Source organism: Streptomyces sp. NPDC019396, assembly GCF_040632375.1.
Classification (GTDB): Bacteria; Actinomycetota; Actinomycetes; order Streptomycetales; family Streptomycetaceae; genus Streptomyces.
Genome location: NZ_JBEYBS010000025.1, coordinates 57166 through 71337, shown reverse-complemented (window position 1 = coordinate 71337; position 14172 = coordinate 57166). Strand labels below are relative to the sequence as shown.

Genomic DNA, 14172 nt, shown 5'->3' with positions numbered 1-14172 from the left:
GCCACTCCCTGGAGCGTGATGGAGGTGTTCACCCGGTGCTTCCCGTGTTCTTGGGGTGCTCTGTGTTTTCGGCATGCTCTGTGTTCCTGGCGGGCTCTGTGTTCGTGCCGACTGTGCTGTCGGCTTTTGTGCGTACGGCGGCTCTGGCGATGTTGCGTGCCATCCCACCGAACACAACGGCGTGGAACGGGGACACGCTCCACCAGTACAGGTGTCCGAGCAGACCGTGCGGGTGGAACAGCGCCCGCTGCCGGTAGCGGGACCGCCCGGTCTCCGCTCCCTCGGCGGGCTCGGCGTACATCTCGAGCCAGGCCAGCCCCGGCAGCCGCATCTCGGCGCGCAGGCGCAGCAGCCGGCCCGGCTCGATCTCCTCGACCCGCCAGAAGTCCAGCGAGTCACCCACCCGCAGGCGTGCCGCGTCCCGTCGGCCGCGCCGCAGCCCGTCTCCGCCGACCAGCCGGTCGAGCCAGCCGCGCACCGCCCAGGCGAGCGGAAACGAGTACCAGCCGTTGTCGCCTCCGATGCCCTCGATGACCCGCCACAGCGCCTGCGGGGAGGCGTCGACCGCGAGCGCACGCCTGTCCGTGTACAAGCTGCCCCCGGCCCAGTCCGGATCGGTGGGCAGGGGATCGCTCGGGGCTCCCGGCAGGGTGGCGGACGACCAGCGGGTGGTCACCTGCGCTTCGCGTACCCGCCGCAGGGCCAGAGCGAGTGCCTCGTCGAAGCCGATCGGGGCACCGGGCGGGTCGGGGACGTACCGCGCGATGTCGTGCTCGCCGCAGACGACCTCATGGCGCAGCGATTCCGCCAGCGGCCGGGCGAGGGACGGCGGCACCGGGGTGACCAGACCGATCCAATGGCTGGAGAGGCGCGGGGTCAGCATCGGCACCCGCAGGATGCGGCGCCGCGGCAGGGCGGCCACCACCGCGTACCGACGCATCATCTCCTCGTAGGTGACGACGTCGGGCCCGCCGATGTCGAAGGCGCGGTTGATCTCGTCCGGCATCCCCGCGCTGCCCACGAGATAGCGCAGCACGTCCCGGACGGCGATCGGCTGGATCCGGGTGCTCACCCAGCTCGGAGTGACCATGACGGGCAGGCGTTCGGTGAGGTAGCGCAGCATTTCGAACGACGCGGAGCCCGAACCGATGATGACCGCGGCGCGCAGTACGGTCGCGGGGACCTGGGACCCGAGGAAGATCTCTCCCACTTCGGCGCGGGAGCGCAGGTGTGGTGAGAGCTCGGCCGCCGGAACGTCCGCCGGGGTCAGTCCGCCCAGGTAGACGATGCGCCGTACTCCGGCCGCGCCGGCGCGCTCCGCAAAGATCCTGGCTGCCTCCCGGTCCGTGTCCTCGAACCCGCGCCCGGTGCGCAGCGCGTGGACGAGGTAGTAGGCGATGTCCACCCCCTCGAGCGCGGCGCCGACCGCGTCCTCGTCGGTCACGTCCCCGCGCACGATGTCCACGCTGCCTGCCCAGGGCTGGTCGCGCAGCTTGCCGGGGGATCTGGCCATGCAGCGCACCCGGTAGCCGGACGCCAGCAGCTCGGGCACCAGCCGTCCCCCGATGTAACCCGTCGCGCCTGTCACCAGGCAGTGCGGTCGCCGCATGTCCCTGTGGGTCTCGCCGCTCATGGCGCCTCCGTCCTCGCTGTACCTGTCTTGTTCCCGCTGCCTCTGCCGTGTCCTCTCACTGATTCGGCTCCCGGTGCCGTCCCGGATGCACCCGTGCGGGCGTTAACGGGCGTGAACAGCCGTGAACAGGCACGACGGGTGAACGAGCGTGGTGGAAACGCGGCGGCTGGGTATGGGGAGCCCATGAACACACTCCGGGTGGGAAAGATCCGACAGCGCCTGCACGCCAAGGACGTGGCCCTGTTCGGCACGGTCGCCAAGCGCCGCTGGCCGGGGGCCGAGCCGGTGCTGCCGCGGCTGAGCCGCAGCGCCAACCACGGGCTGCTGTGGTTCGGCATCGGTGCCGGGATCTGGGCGCTGGGCGGGGTGCGGGGGCGGCGGGCCGCGGTGCGCGGGGTGGCGTCGCTCGCGCTGGCGTCGGCCACGGTGAACACCCTGGCCAAGGGGGCGGTGCGGCGCGCCCGGCCTCTCATGGACGACGTGCCGATCATCCGGCATCTGCCGCACCAGCCCGTGACCAGCTCCTTCCCTTCCGGGCACTCGGCCTCCGCCGCCGCGTTCGCGACCGGTGTGGCCATGGAATCGCGGGGCTGGGGCGCGGCGCTGGCCCCGGTCGCCGCGTCCGTGGCCTTTTCCCGCGTCTACACGGGTGTCCATTTCCCCAGCGATGTGCTGGTCGGCGCGGCACTCGGGGTGGGGGCGGCGTACGCCGTGCGGGGGCTGGTTCCCTCCCGCTCGCAGCTCCCGGCACCGGCCAGGCCGCGGGCCGACGCCCCGGCACTTCCTGAGGGCAAGGGCCTCACCGTGGTCGTCAATCCGTCCTCCGGGGCCCAGCCGCAGCTGATCGACCCGGTACGCCAGCTGAGGACCGCGCTGCCGCAGGCCCGCGTGGTGGTCTACGAGCCCGAGGCCGGCCCCCTGCCCGACGTGCTCGCCGAGGCCGCGAAGTCCGCTGCAGAGTCCGGTGGCGCACTCGGAGTGTGCGGCGGAGACGGCACGGTGAACGCGGCGGCTGAGTGCGCGCTCCGGTTCGACGTCCCGCTCGCCGTGCTGCCCGGCGGCACCTTCAACCACTTCGCGGCGGACCTGGGTGCCGACACGATCCCGGTCGCCTGCGCCGCCGTGGAGGCGGGCAGCGCCGTACGGGCCGATGTCGGCCGGGTCAGGGCCGCCACGGGTGCGGACGGACGGTTCCCCGAGCACCGGACCGTGGGGCCGGATGCACAGGAGCCGCACTATTTCCTCAACACCTTCAGCATCGGGGTCTATCCGGAACTCGTACGCATCCGGGAGCACTGGTCACCGCGCGTCGGCGGACCTCCGGCCGCCGTGATCGCGGTGCTCCAGGTGCTGCGGACGACACGTCCGCTGCGCGCCAAGGTGAACGGCAGGGCCCGGTCCATCTGGCTGCTGTTCGCGGGCAACGGGGCCTACCGCAGCCTCGGTATGGCTCCGGCGCGGCGCCACGATCTGTCGGACGGTCTGCTCGACGTCCGCATCGCGCACGGCGGGCGTTTCGCCCGGACCAGGCTGCTGGCCACCGCTGTCGCGGGCGGGCTGGCCCGGACCAGGCTGTACGCCTCGGCGCGGCCGCGGCGGCTGCTGATCACGGACCTCCCGGAGGGCACGAGCATGGCGTACGACGGCGAGGTCGTGCCCGCGCCGTCGTCCCTTCTGATCGACAAGCTCGACGAGGCTCTGACGGTGTACCGCCCTGTGGCGGACTGACTCAGCGTCACCGCCGACTCCTCAGATCGGTTCCATCCGGCCGAACAACCCGGCATGACCGGGCGGGAGTTGGGTGAGGATGCGCCGCAGCAGGGCGTCGTCGGCGGTCTCGGCCACGACGCCGAGCACGGCGGTGACGGCACGGCGGGCCTCGGCGAAGTCGCCGGGGCCGCCGGCCGCCACCGCCTCGATGAATCCGCGCGGCGTCAGCGGCTCGCTGGCGGGCTCGCCGGCGGTCAGCAGCGGGCCGCACTGCTTCGGCAGCAGACGGGCGAGATCGCCGCGGTCATCGCCCACCAGATGGGCTCCCAGGACGTCCAGGACGATCTCGGTGGCATGTGCTGCCTCCTGCCGCAGCGTGTAGCGGCCTCGTTCCTGCACCTGATCAAGCAGCGTTTCCAACGGAATGTTCATGTCCGCTCCTTGTCGTGGCCGCCCTGCGGCGGCATGCACCCCCCGCTACCCGGCCCGGGATGGGCTACACGCCCTGTCACCCGCATGCGGCCCCCTGCCAGGGGGCGTTCTGACGGATCCCCACGGCGTGCGGCAGGATGACAGATCGCGTCGAGTCGGAGCCGCTGGTTCCCCGAGTCTCGGCGTGACCGTACGACGCACTCCCAGAACCCACAGGTGGCAAGGTGACGAGACATCACATCCGGACCACAGCGGCATCCACCGCTGTGCGCACACTCCCCGATGCCACGGGAGGGGCCCGTTGAACCGGGACCTCACCCCGCATGATCTGATCGTCGCCGGAATCGCGCTGGTCGCGGGCATCGGCGCGGCGCTGCTACTGCGCCTGGTCCTGAAGTGGCTCGGGGTACGCGCGAGCCGGACGCGCTGGGGCGGCGACGACATCCTCGTGGACGCCCTGCGCGCTCTGGCCCCGTGGGCGGCGGTCACCGGAGGAGCGGCGGTGGCGGCGTCGGTGCTGCCGCTGACGGCTTCCGTCGGGCGCAACGTCACCATGGTGCTCACCGCGGTGCTCATCATGGCAGCGACCCTCACGGCAACCAGGATCGTGGCCGGGCTGGTGCAGGCCCTGGCACAGTCCCGGTCCGGAGTCGCCGGATCGGCCACGATCTTCGTGAACATCTCCCGTGTCGTGGTCATCGCCATGGGATTCCTCGTGGTCCTGGAGACCCTGGGCGTCTCCATCGCCCCGCTGCTCACCGCTCTGGGCGTGGGCGGTCTCGCGGTGGCACTGGCCCTTCAGGACACCCTGGCCAACCTGTTCGCGGGCGTACACATCCTCGCCTCCAAGACCGTCCAGCCCGGCGACTACATCCGGCTCAGCAGCGGCGAAGAAGGCTATGTCGTCGACATCAACTGGCGTAACACCGTGGTGCGCCACATCTCCAACAACCTGGTGATCATTCCGAACACCAAGCTTTCGGGGACCAACATGACCAACTACCACCGTCCGGAGCAGCAGATGACGCTCACGGTCCAGGTGGGGGTCGGCTACGAAAGCGACCTGGACCATGTGGAGAAGGTCACGACGGAGGTCATCGAGAGTGTCATGGCGGACGTCGAGGGGGGTGTGCCCGACCATGAAGCGGCCATCCGCTTCCACACGTTCGGCGACTCGCGCATCGGCTTCACGGTGATCCTCGGCGTGGGCGAGTTCAGCGACCAGTACCGGATCAAGCACGAGTTCATCAAGCGGCTGCACCGGCGCTACCGTGCCGAGGGCATCAGCATTCCCGCTCCGATGCGGACCATCTCGATGGGGCAGGGGGAGCTGCAGATCCCCCACCAGCGCTCCACCGAGCAGGCTGGGCACGCGCCCACGTCCCTGCCCGCGCACGGCGCTCCCACGGCTCCTCCGGTGTGAGGGCACAGGGGATCTCAGGTGACATGCGTCAGCCCTGGCCGGGCCCGTTGGGGGTCCGGCCAGGGCTGAGTGGCTGAAAGACGCCGTCAGCGCCGGCGTGCGGCCTCGCCACGGCCACGCATGCGCAGCAGCACGACACCGGCGATCAGCAGCACGGCTCCGGCCGCGGACGGCCACAGCTGGGCGCCGGTCGAAGCGAGCCCACCGCCCGTCTGCGGCTGGCTGCCGGCGTTGACCACCGGCTTCGTCTGCACGTTCTGCTCAGCCGGCTCGTTCTGCTCATCAGCACCGGCGCCCGGGGCGGCGCCGGTACCTGCAGGCTGTCCCGCGGCCGCGTCCTTGCCGTCACCGGCGTTGCCCGCGCCGGCCTCGGCGCCGGGCTTGCTCTTGACCTCGGGCTGCTCGACGTTCCCGCCCGGGGCCTCGGGCTGCTCGACGTTCCCGCCCGGGGCCTCGGGCTGCTCGACGTTCCCGCCCGGGGCCTCGGGCTGCTCGCCGCCACCGTTGTTCTGGCCCGCACCCGGGTCCTGGGGGGCACCGGGCTCCTGCTGGTCGTCACCGCCCGGGGCCTGGGGCTGCTCCCCGGCACCCGGCTCCTCGGGAGCGCCGGGCTCCTCACCGCCGTCACCCGCCGGAGGGGCTCCGGCATCGCCGCCGGCGCCGCACTGGCGCCCCTCGTTGATGCAGCTCACCACCTCGTTCATCAGGTTCTCGTCGAAGACGTTGATGAAGTCGCCGTGGTCCGTGACCGGCTTGTGCAGCTGCTCGGGGAACGAGTCGACCGCGAAGACGCTCGGGTTGTTCCCGTCGAAGACCGGCGGCGGCACGTCGTACACGATCCGCTGGACGAGCTGCGGAATGGCCTTGAAGCCGTTCTGGCAGGCGCCGTTCTGGTCGGCGAAGGCGACATGGGTGCGGTGGTTGGCGCTGTCGGTGTTCTGGCCGTCCCAGCAGCTCTGGAACTTGAACGACCGCACGACCTTGCTGCCCTCGGGGCAGACCGGGTACTTGTCCTTGAGCTGGCGGTTCTCGAAGCCCGTGCAGCTCCAGGAGGCGTTGGCGTTGGCGTTGCCGTTGACGAACGCCTTGGCGTCACCCGTGATGATCCGCAGGAACCGCGGCATCGCGGTGACCTCGCTGACCGGACTGCCGACGAAGTTCAGCGTCACCTGGGACGGTGTCTGGATCTCGCCGACGTTCTTGTCCTTGCCGCCGCCGTCGGCCTGGACGTCGTTCTCGTCCTGACCGTTCTGCACGCGCAGCACCGGCCAGTAGTAGGTCGACTTGTCGCCCTGGTCGCTGCAGGTCGTCTGCCCGTTGGCGAGGTCGTCGTCGCTGGCGAAGGCGTCGTTGGCCTGGTTGCCCACATAGTCGTGCATGTGGTGGGCGCCGTTGCTCACACCAGGCGCCACGATGACGTTGTCCGGGTTGAACTTGCCGTTCTCGTTCCGGCCGCACTCCGTGGTGAAGGTGCCCTGGGAGGCACCCTGCTGCTGGGGCGGGTTCTGCACGTTCGGCTGGACGGACTGGATGTCCACGAAGTCGGATGCCTCGGGACCGTTGCCGGCCTGACCGCCGGTGCCGTCGCCCTGGCCGCCGTCACCCTGGTCCTGGCCGCCGTTCTCGTCCTGATCGCCGTTCTGGTCCTGATCGCCGTCGCCGGTGTCGGCGTCATCGGCCTGGAGGGCACACGGGGCCATGGCCTCGAGACCCTCGGGCTGCTCCCCCGCCACCCGGCCGATGGCGACCGCGATCCGTTCGATACCGGCCGTGCGCTTGTCCTTCAGCGGCTGGAGCACGGCGTTCTGCGCGTACTGCGGATCGCGGGCTATCTGCTCCTTCTCATTGACGAAGCGCTGGTACGCCTCGGTGATCTGGCTGTCGAGCGTGGCCAGTTCACGGTCGACCTCCTGCCGGGCACCGTCCGGCACCTGGGGCAGCCCGTTCGCCACCTCGGGGCACTTGATGGTCGACGCGGAGGCGCCGGCACTCTGCGTCTGGTTCTGTTCCCCGTTCCATCCGCTGGGCCAGGGCCCACTGCCTTCACCGGCGGAGGCATAGGAGTTGACCGCGATCAGACCACCCCCGCCCAGCATGAGAGCGATCGAGGCAACGAGTGCTCGTTTGCCCCGCTTGGACCGTCGCCGCACTGTGCGTCCCATGGAGCTCCTATGTTTCCTTGCCGGTCGGCCGTGAACACGCGCTGACGAGAGCGCCGCTTCGAGAGAAGTACGGAAGTGATGCGCGGGATGTTCAAACGGGAAAGAAACTCCTGGCGATCCCGGATACGGGTGTGCCTGGTGTGCCGCGTCGCCGTCGGGGCGTACGCGGCACACCAGGCACGAAAAGGCCGGGTTCGCCGAGGGGAGCGGGACTGGTCAGCGGCCCCGGTTCAGCCTCTCCTTCAGGCTCTTGCCCTCCGGGGACTCGGACAGCGTGTCCCACAGCTTCGACGAGCTGACGGAGGTGTAGACGCCGGGGGCACCCTGGGCGGCGCAACCCTCACCGTACGAGACGACGCCGATCTGGATGGGCTGCTGACGGCCGGGGACCTTACGGAACAGCGGACCGCCGCTGTCGCCCTGGCAGGAGTCCTTGCCCTCGACGCCTCCGCAGACGTTGACCTTCCTGTCGTATTCGCGGTAGCTGACCTTGCACTCGTCGTGCGAGAGCAGGGGCACCTTCACCTCGCGGAGCCGGTCGGGGTAGTGGGTCATGTCGGTGTCGGTGTTGCCCCAGCCGGTCACAACGGCCTTGGCGCCGGGGCGTATCAGCGCGTCGGTGCCGAGGGTCGGCAGCTTGATGGGGACAATGCCCTTGACGGGCTTGTCGAGTTGGACGAAGGCGATGTCGTACGCCTCCTTGCCCTTGAGATAGCGCGGGTGGACGACGATGCCTCCGGGGTCACCCTCACCCGTCGACGGCCGGGCGTTTCTGACCTGGCCCTGCTTGGAGTTGGACAGGGTGGTGCGGCCGACCACCACCTGGAGGTCCTTCGCCTCCATCCCGGTGACGCAGTGGGCCGCGGTCATGATCACGTCCGGGCTGATCAGACTGCCACCGCAGAACTGGCGCTTCAGCGCGCTGCCCGAACCCTTGGAGAGCAGCGCCGCCATGAAGGGGTACGCGTCGTTGGACACTTCGGTGCCACCGATGATGCGAGCGCCCGGCTTCGGCTCGCCGGAAGCAGGCTTCTGCTGGCCGGCGTGGGCCGCCGGAGCGACGGCCGCGATCAGGACGACGGCCGCGCTTGCGGCCATGGAAGCCGCCGCCAGACGCTTGGCGCCCTGACGGGATGGGGAAAGACGCATGGGGGGTTGTCTCCACTTCAACGTGAATGAACTCCCGGGGCATGAAAATGCTCAGTACACGGGTGACGAGACACACCCGTACTGAGCTCAACTGACCTGCCCGGGAACAACGTTGAGAAACGCTAATGGAGTTCACCCGATCGCGTCAAAGAGTTCCCGCGGAAATAGGCCGCACAGGATTGAGGGGAATGACGGGAGTTGACTATCCGAACTCCGTCAGACGCTGAATCACCGAGAGAGGTTCACTGGGATTCGCAACTTTTTCCATGGACATGCAGCCGCCTCCCCGAGGGGGAGGCGGCTGCGTGTACGGCTGAGGAGAGCACCCCTTGTGCTCGCCACGTCCGGCTCAGGCCCATGGGTGCCGCCGGCGCGGGCACTCGGTGGCCGACGAGCAGTCAGTAGTAGTGCCTTCGCCCACCCACCGCGTGGCCCACCGCGCCGAGTACCCAGAGCACCAGGCCGATGGCGACCAAAATGATGCCAATGGTCCAGAGGATGCCGATGCCAGCCACTAGTCCGATGATGAGCAATATGAGTCCGAGGATGATCATTTGCTTCCTCCGATCCTGGAGTGCTCCTATACCGCGACTGCCCGCTCCTGGCCGTGGCAAACGGATCCAGCCAGGGCGCTGCCGACCGTATCCGGACAGGTACCGGTTGTGCCCCACGAGGCCGTGCCGGGTCGCGCGACAGGTCTCAGCGCGGGCCCACCCGGCCCCGCCAGGCACCGGTTTCGCCGCCTCGCTGTTCGATGTACTCCTTGAAGCGACGCATATCGCCCTTGACACGCCGGTCGATCATTCCGGCGATGGCCGCGGTCTTCTCGGCCGCGCCCACCGGTTCGACATCCATGATGAGCTCGACACGCGTGCGCGTCGCGTCGAGGGGCTGGAAGTGCACCATGCCCATCTGCTGGGTCTCTCCCCCGATCGTGCGCCAGGCGATGCGCTCGTCCGGAAGCTGGTCGACGATTTCGGTGTCGAACTCCCTGCGGACCCCGGCAATCCTGGTGGTCCAGTGGTTGTGGCGGTCGTCCACCTGTCGTACTTCCTCGACGCCTTCCATGAAGTTCGGAAACTCCTCGAACTGCGTCCATTGGTTGTAGGCAGTGCTGACGGGAACACCGACCTCGATGGATTCCTTGACCAGACTCATCTCCGTGCCTCCTTTCGGCGCCCTTCCCCTCGGCAGCTGCTCTGCCGTGTTCCGGACCCGATTCGGCGGCTACCCCGGTCTCACCGGATTATCGCCGTCCGTGGATCTTCACCCGAACGGTCCCTCCGCCGCCGGCTCGGGCTTCCTCGCCAGCAGCAGGAAGGAATGCCCGGCGGGATCCGCCAGCAGCCGGGATTCCCGCGGCCCTCCGATATTGCTCGCGTCCACCGGCGTGGCACCGAGGCTGACCGCTTCGCGCTCGGCCGCGTCCACCTCGCCGGGATCGACGTACACCAGCAGATGCGCCTGCTGGGAGTCCTCAGGGCGGGGCCAGCTGGGCGGTGCGAAGCCGTGGTCCCGCAGGAACGCCAGCACCGAGCCGTCCTGCCCGACGACCTCGATCCGATCGGGATCGTCGGTGGGCCGCACCCGTCCCCCCAGTAACCCCGCATAGAACTGGGCGAGTTCTGTCGGCTCTGCGCAGTCGAGCGCGAGGACCGCTGTCCTGAAATCGGCCATGGGGTGTCCCCTCCTGGTCATTCGAACGTCGCCGTTCGTCCGTCCCCCGCCTGCCGGACGCGTACCCGGGTGAGCGCGTCTCAGTCGGACGGCGGAAGCAGGGTGCCCAAGGGGCCCAGATCCAGGTTGAGGTCCTCCATGGTCAGTCCGTACTGGGCGCACAACTCGCTCATCCGGTCATGCAGGACCATGAGCGTCTCGCCCAGGCGCTCTTCCTGCTCCTCGGTGAGGTCTCCCTGGTCGACGCGATGGAGGGCCTGTCGCTCCATGAGTTGTCGTAGCAGTTCCACCAGGGTGAGGACGAGTCTGATCAGATCCCGTTCCACGGTGTCCGGATCCGCGCTGATCCTGCGTGCGGCCGGGTGGCGGGAGTCACGGGGCCCGAGGTCTCGGGGCACGGCAGGGAGCAACCGGAAGGCACGGGCCGCGGCGTCCGCGACCTCGTCGAAGCGCCGTGCCGACCCGTCGTCGCCGGCATCGTCAGGGCTCATGACCGCCTCGCGGCTCGGCAGCCGTCGCCCAGGGCGACGGGTTCTCGGCACTGATCGAGACGATCAGCGCCCGTAGCGAAATCCGCACCAGATCGATGTCGGCGATGGACAGCACCACATCACCGGTGAGCACGACACCCCCGCTGAGCAGCCGGTCCAGCAGATCGATCAGCGCGACCTGCCGCTCCGGCAAGGGCTCGACCGCCGAGTACGGCACAGGCTCGGGCTCGGTCATGGGTGGGCGCCTTCGGCCGCTTCGCCCGGTGCGTCGGGGGATGTGGCGAAGGAGTACGGCGCCCAGGGGCCGGTGATCTCGACCCGGACGCCGTCGAGACCGTCCGCGGCACGGGCCACCTCGCCACGGAAGTCGTCGGCACGGTCCAGGGGGACGAGATACGCGTCGTTGACGAGGTTCTCCCCCCTCGCCTCCGCCAGCACGCCCTGCTGGACACGGTGGCGGGCGCGGCCTGCCGCGTGGCTGCGTCCCGCTGCCTCGACCCGCTCGGCGGCCCGTTGGGCAGCCGTGTAGACGCTGTCCCGGGCACTGCGCTGCTCCCTGCGGTCCCGGAGGTAGGCGCGCCCCGGTGAGAGGCCGGATGACGGGGCCGGGCCGGTGGCGGCCACGGTGGCCGCCGAAGGGTCAGCGTAGATCTTGACCCCCCATTCGACATGGCCCGCCAGCAGGCGCACCCGCTCGGCGAAGGCGTCCCAGCCGTCATCGAGCACCCCCCGCGCGCGGGCGTCGTCGAGATAGACCGTCGCGAGACGCAAGGGCAGCACAGTGGTGCGACCGGCCAGCGCCTCGATGACGCCGTGATGGGCTCGCGCCACCGCCTCCAGCCACTCCAGATCCTCCAGGTGCCGTTTGAGCGCCTCCTCCTGGAAGTCCCGCGCGGGCACCGGGCTGGCCACGAGCACCAGTTCATCCTCCCGGGTGCCGGTGACGAGACGCACGGGGGCGTCCGCCACCCCTCGGAGCGCGGCCACAGCCTCCTCCAGTCCGGCGACCTGGTGAGCCACGGCGTACACATACGTGACATCCGCGGCCTCGGCACCGCCGGAGACCCGGTCACTCCGGTCGGTCATCGCGCGCGCTCCTTCGAGGGTGGCCCGTCCTGGGTGCCGCCCGAGGCTCTTCCGACTCCTCCGGAGATCCTTCAAGAGGTTCGCCGCCCTGCCGCATGGCCTCGATCTCCGCCCGCAGCCGCCGGTTCTCCTCGGCCAGTGACTTCTCGCCCCTGCTACGGGACGAGAGGGAGGGATCGTGCTCCCACCAGTCGATCCCCATTTCCTTCGCCTTGTCGACGGAGGCGACGATCAGACGCAGTTTGATGGTGAGCAGTTCGATATCGAGCAGGTTGATCTGGATGTCCCCGGCGATGACGATGCCCTTGTCGAGCACCCGCTCGAGGATGTCGGCGAGGTTGGCGGACGAGCCCTGCCCGTAAGGCGGCGCCGCCCTCGACGGATAGGAGCCGAGCCGATTGGCGAGCGGTTCACTCACGGTGACACCCTCGCGTTCCCTCGCCGCGGCACGCGAGGCTCGGGTACATCTGGTGCGTCGGGTGCGTGGTCATCACAGTTCACCGCGCTGGAATGCCTGAATCTCATCCAGCCGGTCGAGCAGTTCGTCCTCACGCTGGTCGAAGGTCTCCTCGTCCATCTCCCCCGCGAGGAGCTGCCTTTCGAGTTCGGCGAGTGCGCGGTGCACGGGAGCCGGGTCGTAATACTCGTCCTCCGCCGCCTCGATGACCCGATCCATCACCCAGGCGACGCCCCGCACGGGTGCCAGGGGAAGGGTGACGAGTTGTGTGAGCAGACCCATGAGAATTCGTTCCTTTCAGACGAAGCTGTACGGGGGCAGGGCGTCGCTGAGCCGGAAGTCGAAGTCGTCGCCCATCTGACCCGCCACGCTCAACTCCGTGGTGAGGAAGGATTCGTCCTGGTCGTGGTGCACCAGGAACGAGACACTCAGGAAGTCGTTGCCGGTCGGCTGGGACGACTCGTGGAGCCGGGCGAAGGGGCGGAGCGCTTCGACCACACCCGTGGCCAGGGCCTCCTGCCGCGCCTGCACCTCATGGGCGACCAGCTCCCCCAGCGACACTGGAGCGTCGGGGCCCGCCCGACCGCTCCGGATCTCTTCGTTGAGTCGCCGGGCGTCGTCGTTCTCCTCGAGGATCTGCCGCAGCAGGGCCTCCTCGTCCTGCGACGCCTTCAGGTGGTACTCGACGCAGCCGTCCAGCGCCCCGAGCCGGTCCACGTACGCGTCGGCACTCTCCTCCAGGACGAGTCGTACCGCTTCGTCGTCGGCTGCCAGCAGACCGAATCTCAGCGGCAGCACGGTGCCGTCCGACAGGAGGCGCTGCTGTACCTCCTGGTGCGCTCCGAGATCGCGGCGCTTGGGGCGCAGATCCTCCGGGGCGTCACTCACCACTGCCGTGAGCTGCCCGGCGCTCACCGTACGTAGCTGCGCGCCGCCCTCGCCGACGCCGCTGAGGCCATCGAGCCGCAGGGGATGCTGCTTGCCGACGATCGAGTAGATGTATACGGCCATGCCTGCCACTTACCTCTCGCGGGTCGAGTCCCGCACACGCCGGGACGAGGTCCGCCGGGTCGCCTTCCGCCGCCTCACGGGTTCTTCTTCCCTCTCCTCGTCTTCCTCGTCCACCCCGTCTTCTGCCTCTGCCTCGTCGTCCTCGTCCTCGCGGTCCTCATCCTCGTCGTCACGGCCCGTGATGCCCTTGAGGGTGTCCGTGACCGCCTCGGCCGCACCGGAGAGAGCTCCTTTGGACTTGCCCTTGGCTCCGCTCTCGACCGTGTCGCCGACGATGTCCGTCAGCTGCGCCGGCTGCCTGCTGCCCGACTCCAGATCAAGCCGGTTGCACGCTTCGGCAAAGCGCAGGTAGGTGTCGACGCTGGCCACGACGATGCGTGCGTCGATCTTCAGTATCTCGATCCCCACCAAGGACACACGGACGAAGACGTCGATGACGAGTCCGCGATCGAGGATGAGCTCCAGGACGTCGTACAGGCTGCTTGAGCCACCGCCCCTGGAGACACTCCCACCGCCTTGCGGCACCACAGTCATGGCGCCTCCCTTCACCGGTCGGCCGCTGTCAGCCGCGCCGGTCGATCTGCCCGCGGGTGTAACGCCGCGTCCTCTCGTACGCCACCAGATCGCCCTCCTTGTCGAGCGTCACCCGGTAGCTGGCCATCACGCTGGTGGTCTCGGGAATGCGCTCCAGCTCCAGCACCTCCACATCGGCCTCCCAGCCGTCATCCGTCGGCTTGAGCGCCGAGACCGACTCCGGGGAGCGCCCGAGCAATTCCGTCAGCTGTTCGGCTGCGGAACGCATCGCCCAAGCCGCCTTCTCCCTGCCGGAGCGCTCCCGGGACTGCCCCGAGTGCTCGCCGCCCCTGCTGCGGCTGCCGCCGGTCCGGCGCCTGGCTGGTTCTGCTGCGGCCATGATCTCTCCGGTGGTCGGAAGCGGGCGC

Annotated in this window: 17 protein-coding genes; 2 read left to right on the top strand and 15 right to left on the bottom strand. The window is 69.4% G+C overall.

The features are described from left to right. Positions 1 to 28: 28 nt before the first annotated feature. Complete coding sequence (locus tag ABZ532_RS25650; protein WP_361288253.1) at positions 29 to 1633, bottom strand: SDR family oxidoreductase; 1605 nt, start codon at positions 1631 to 1633, stop codon at positions 29 to 31. 183 nt (positions 1634 to 1816) lie between these two features. On the opposite strand from ABZ532_RS25650, the gene ABZ532_RS25645 reads away from it, so the two are divergent. Next, positions 1817 to 3361: a phosphatase PAP2 family protein gene (locus ABZ532_RS25645; protein WP_361288250.1), complete on the top strand. Its 1545-nt coding sequence runs from the start codon at positions 1817 to 1819 to the stop codon at positions 3359 to 3361. Positions 3362 to 3382: 21 nt separating this feature from the next. On the opposite strand, the gene ABZ532_RS25640 is transcribed toward ABZ532_RS25645, so the two are convergent. Continuing rightward, positions 3383 to 3775 (bottom strand): DUF2267 domain-containing protein, encoded by a 393-nt coding sequence (locus ABZ532_RS25640; RefSeq protein WP_361288247.1) that lies wholly within the window; start codon positions 3773 to 3775, stop codon positions 3383 to 3385. A 301-nt stretch (positions 3776 to 4076) separates the two neighbouring features. On the opposite strand from ABZ532_RS25640, the gene ABZ532_RS25635 reads away from it, so the two are divergent. Then, positions 4077 to 5198, top strand: a complete 1122-nt coding sequence (locus tag ABZ532_RS25635) for a mechanosensitive ion channel family protein (RefSeq protein ID WP_361288244.1) — start codon at positions 4077 to 4079, stop codon at positions 5196 to 5198. 86 nt (positions 5199 to 5284) lie between these two features. On the opposite strand, the gene ABZ532_RS25630 is transcribed toward ABZ532_RS25635, so the two are convergent. The 13 genes from ABZ532_RS25630 to ABZ532_RS25570 all read right to left on the bottom strand — a co-directional run bounded on the left by ABZ532_RS25630 (position 5285) and on the right by ABZ532_RS25570 (position 14144). Beyond that, positions 5285 to 7360, bottom strand: a complete 2076-nt coding sequence (locus ABZ532_RS25630; protein ID WP_361288241.1) for a DUF1996 domain-containing protein — start codon at positions 7358 to 7360, stop codon at positions 5285 to 5287. Positions 7361 to 7576: 216 nt separating this feature from the next. Beyond that, positions 7577 to 8509 (bottom strand): serine protease, encoded by a 933-nt coding sequence (locus tag ABZ532_RS25625; RefSeq protein ID WP_361288238.1) that lies wholly within the window; start codon positions 8507 to 8509, stop codon positions 7577 to 7579. Positions 8510 to 8907: 398 nt separating this feature from the next. Then, on the bottom strand, positions 8908 to 9063 hold the full coding sequence (locus ABZ532_RS25620) for a DUF6131 family protein (protein WP_361288235.1): 156 nt from the start codon (positions 9061 to 9063) through the stop codon (positions 8908 to 8910). A gap of 145 nt (positions 9064 to 9208) precedes the next feature. Further along, complete coding sequence (locus tag ABZ532_RS25615) at positions 9209 to 9667, bottom strand: SRPBCC family protein (protein ID WP_361288232.1); 459 nt, start codon at positions 9665 to 9667, stop codon at positions 9209 to 9211. A gap of 108 nt (positions 9668 to 9775) precedes the next feature. After that, positions 9776 to 10186 carry a VOC family protein gene (locus tag ABZ532_RS25610; RefSeq protein ID WP_361288229.1) on the bottom strand — a complete coding sequence of 137 codons (411 nt, stop codon included), beginning with the start codon at positions 10184 to 10186 and terminating at the stop codon, positions 9776 to 9778. A gap of 80 nt (positions 10187 to 10266) precedes the next feature. Continuing rightward, positions 10267 to 10677 (bottom strand): gas vesicle protein K, encoded by a 411-nt coding sequence (locus ABZ532_RS25605; RefSeq protein WP_361288226.1) that lies wholly within the window; start codon positions 10675 to 10677, stop codon positions 10267 to 10269. Next, positions 10667 to 10912 (bottom strand): gas vesicle protein, encoded by a 246-nt coding sequence (locus ABZ532_RS25600; RefSeq protein WP_361288223.1) that lies wholly within the window; start codon positions 10910 to 10912, stop codon positions 10667 to 10669. Before ABZ532_RS25600 ends, ABZ532_RS25605 begins: the two co-directional genes overlap by 11 nt. Beyond that, positions 10909 to 11763, bottom strand: coding sequence for a GvpL/GvpF family gas vesicle protein (locus ABZ532_RS25595; protein ID WP_361288220.1), 855 nt, complete (start codon positions 11761 to 11763; stop codon positions 10909 to 10911). Before ABZ532_RS25595 ends, ABZ532_RS25600 begins: the two co-directional genes overlap by 4 nt. Next, a complete protein-coding gene (locus ABZ532_RS25590) occupies positions 11747 to 12181 on the bottom strand; it encodes a gas vesicle protein (RefSeq protein WP_361288217.1) in 435 nt (144 codons plus the stop codon). Before ABZ532_RS25590 ends, ABZ532_RS25595 begins: the two co-directional genes overlap by 17 nt. 72 nt (positions 12182 to 12253) lie before the next feature. After that, the gene (locus tag ABZ532_RS25585; protein WP_361288214.1) at positions 12254 to 12502 is read right to left on the bottom strand and encodes a gas vesicle protein GvpG; all 249 of its coding nucleotides are present in this window, start codon (positions 12500 to 12502) and stop codon (positions 12254 to 12256) included. Positions 12503 to 12517: 15 nt separating this feature from the next. Beyond that, on the bottom strand, positions 12518 to 13231 hold the full coding sequence (locus ABZ532_RS25580) for a GvpL/GvpF family gas vesicle protein (protein WP_361288211.1): 714 nt from the start codon (positions 13229 to 13231) through the stop codon (positions 12518 to 12520). Between the two features lie 9 nt (positions 13232 to 13240). Beyond that, entirely contained in the window at positions 13241 to 13765 is a 525-nt protein-coding gene (locus ABZ532_RS25575) for a gas vesicle structural protein GvpA (protein WP_361288208.1), read from the bottom strand. Positions 13766 to 13793: 28 nt separating this feature from the next. Then, positions 13794 to 14144: a gas vesicle protein gene (locus tag ABZ532_RS25570; protein ID WP_361288205.1), complete on the bottom strand. Its 351-nt coding sequence runs from the start codon at positions 14142 to 14144 to the stop codon at positions 13794 to 13796. Positions 14145 to 14172 lie beyond the last annotated feature (28 nt).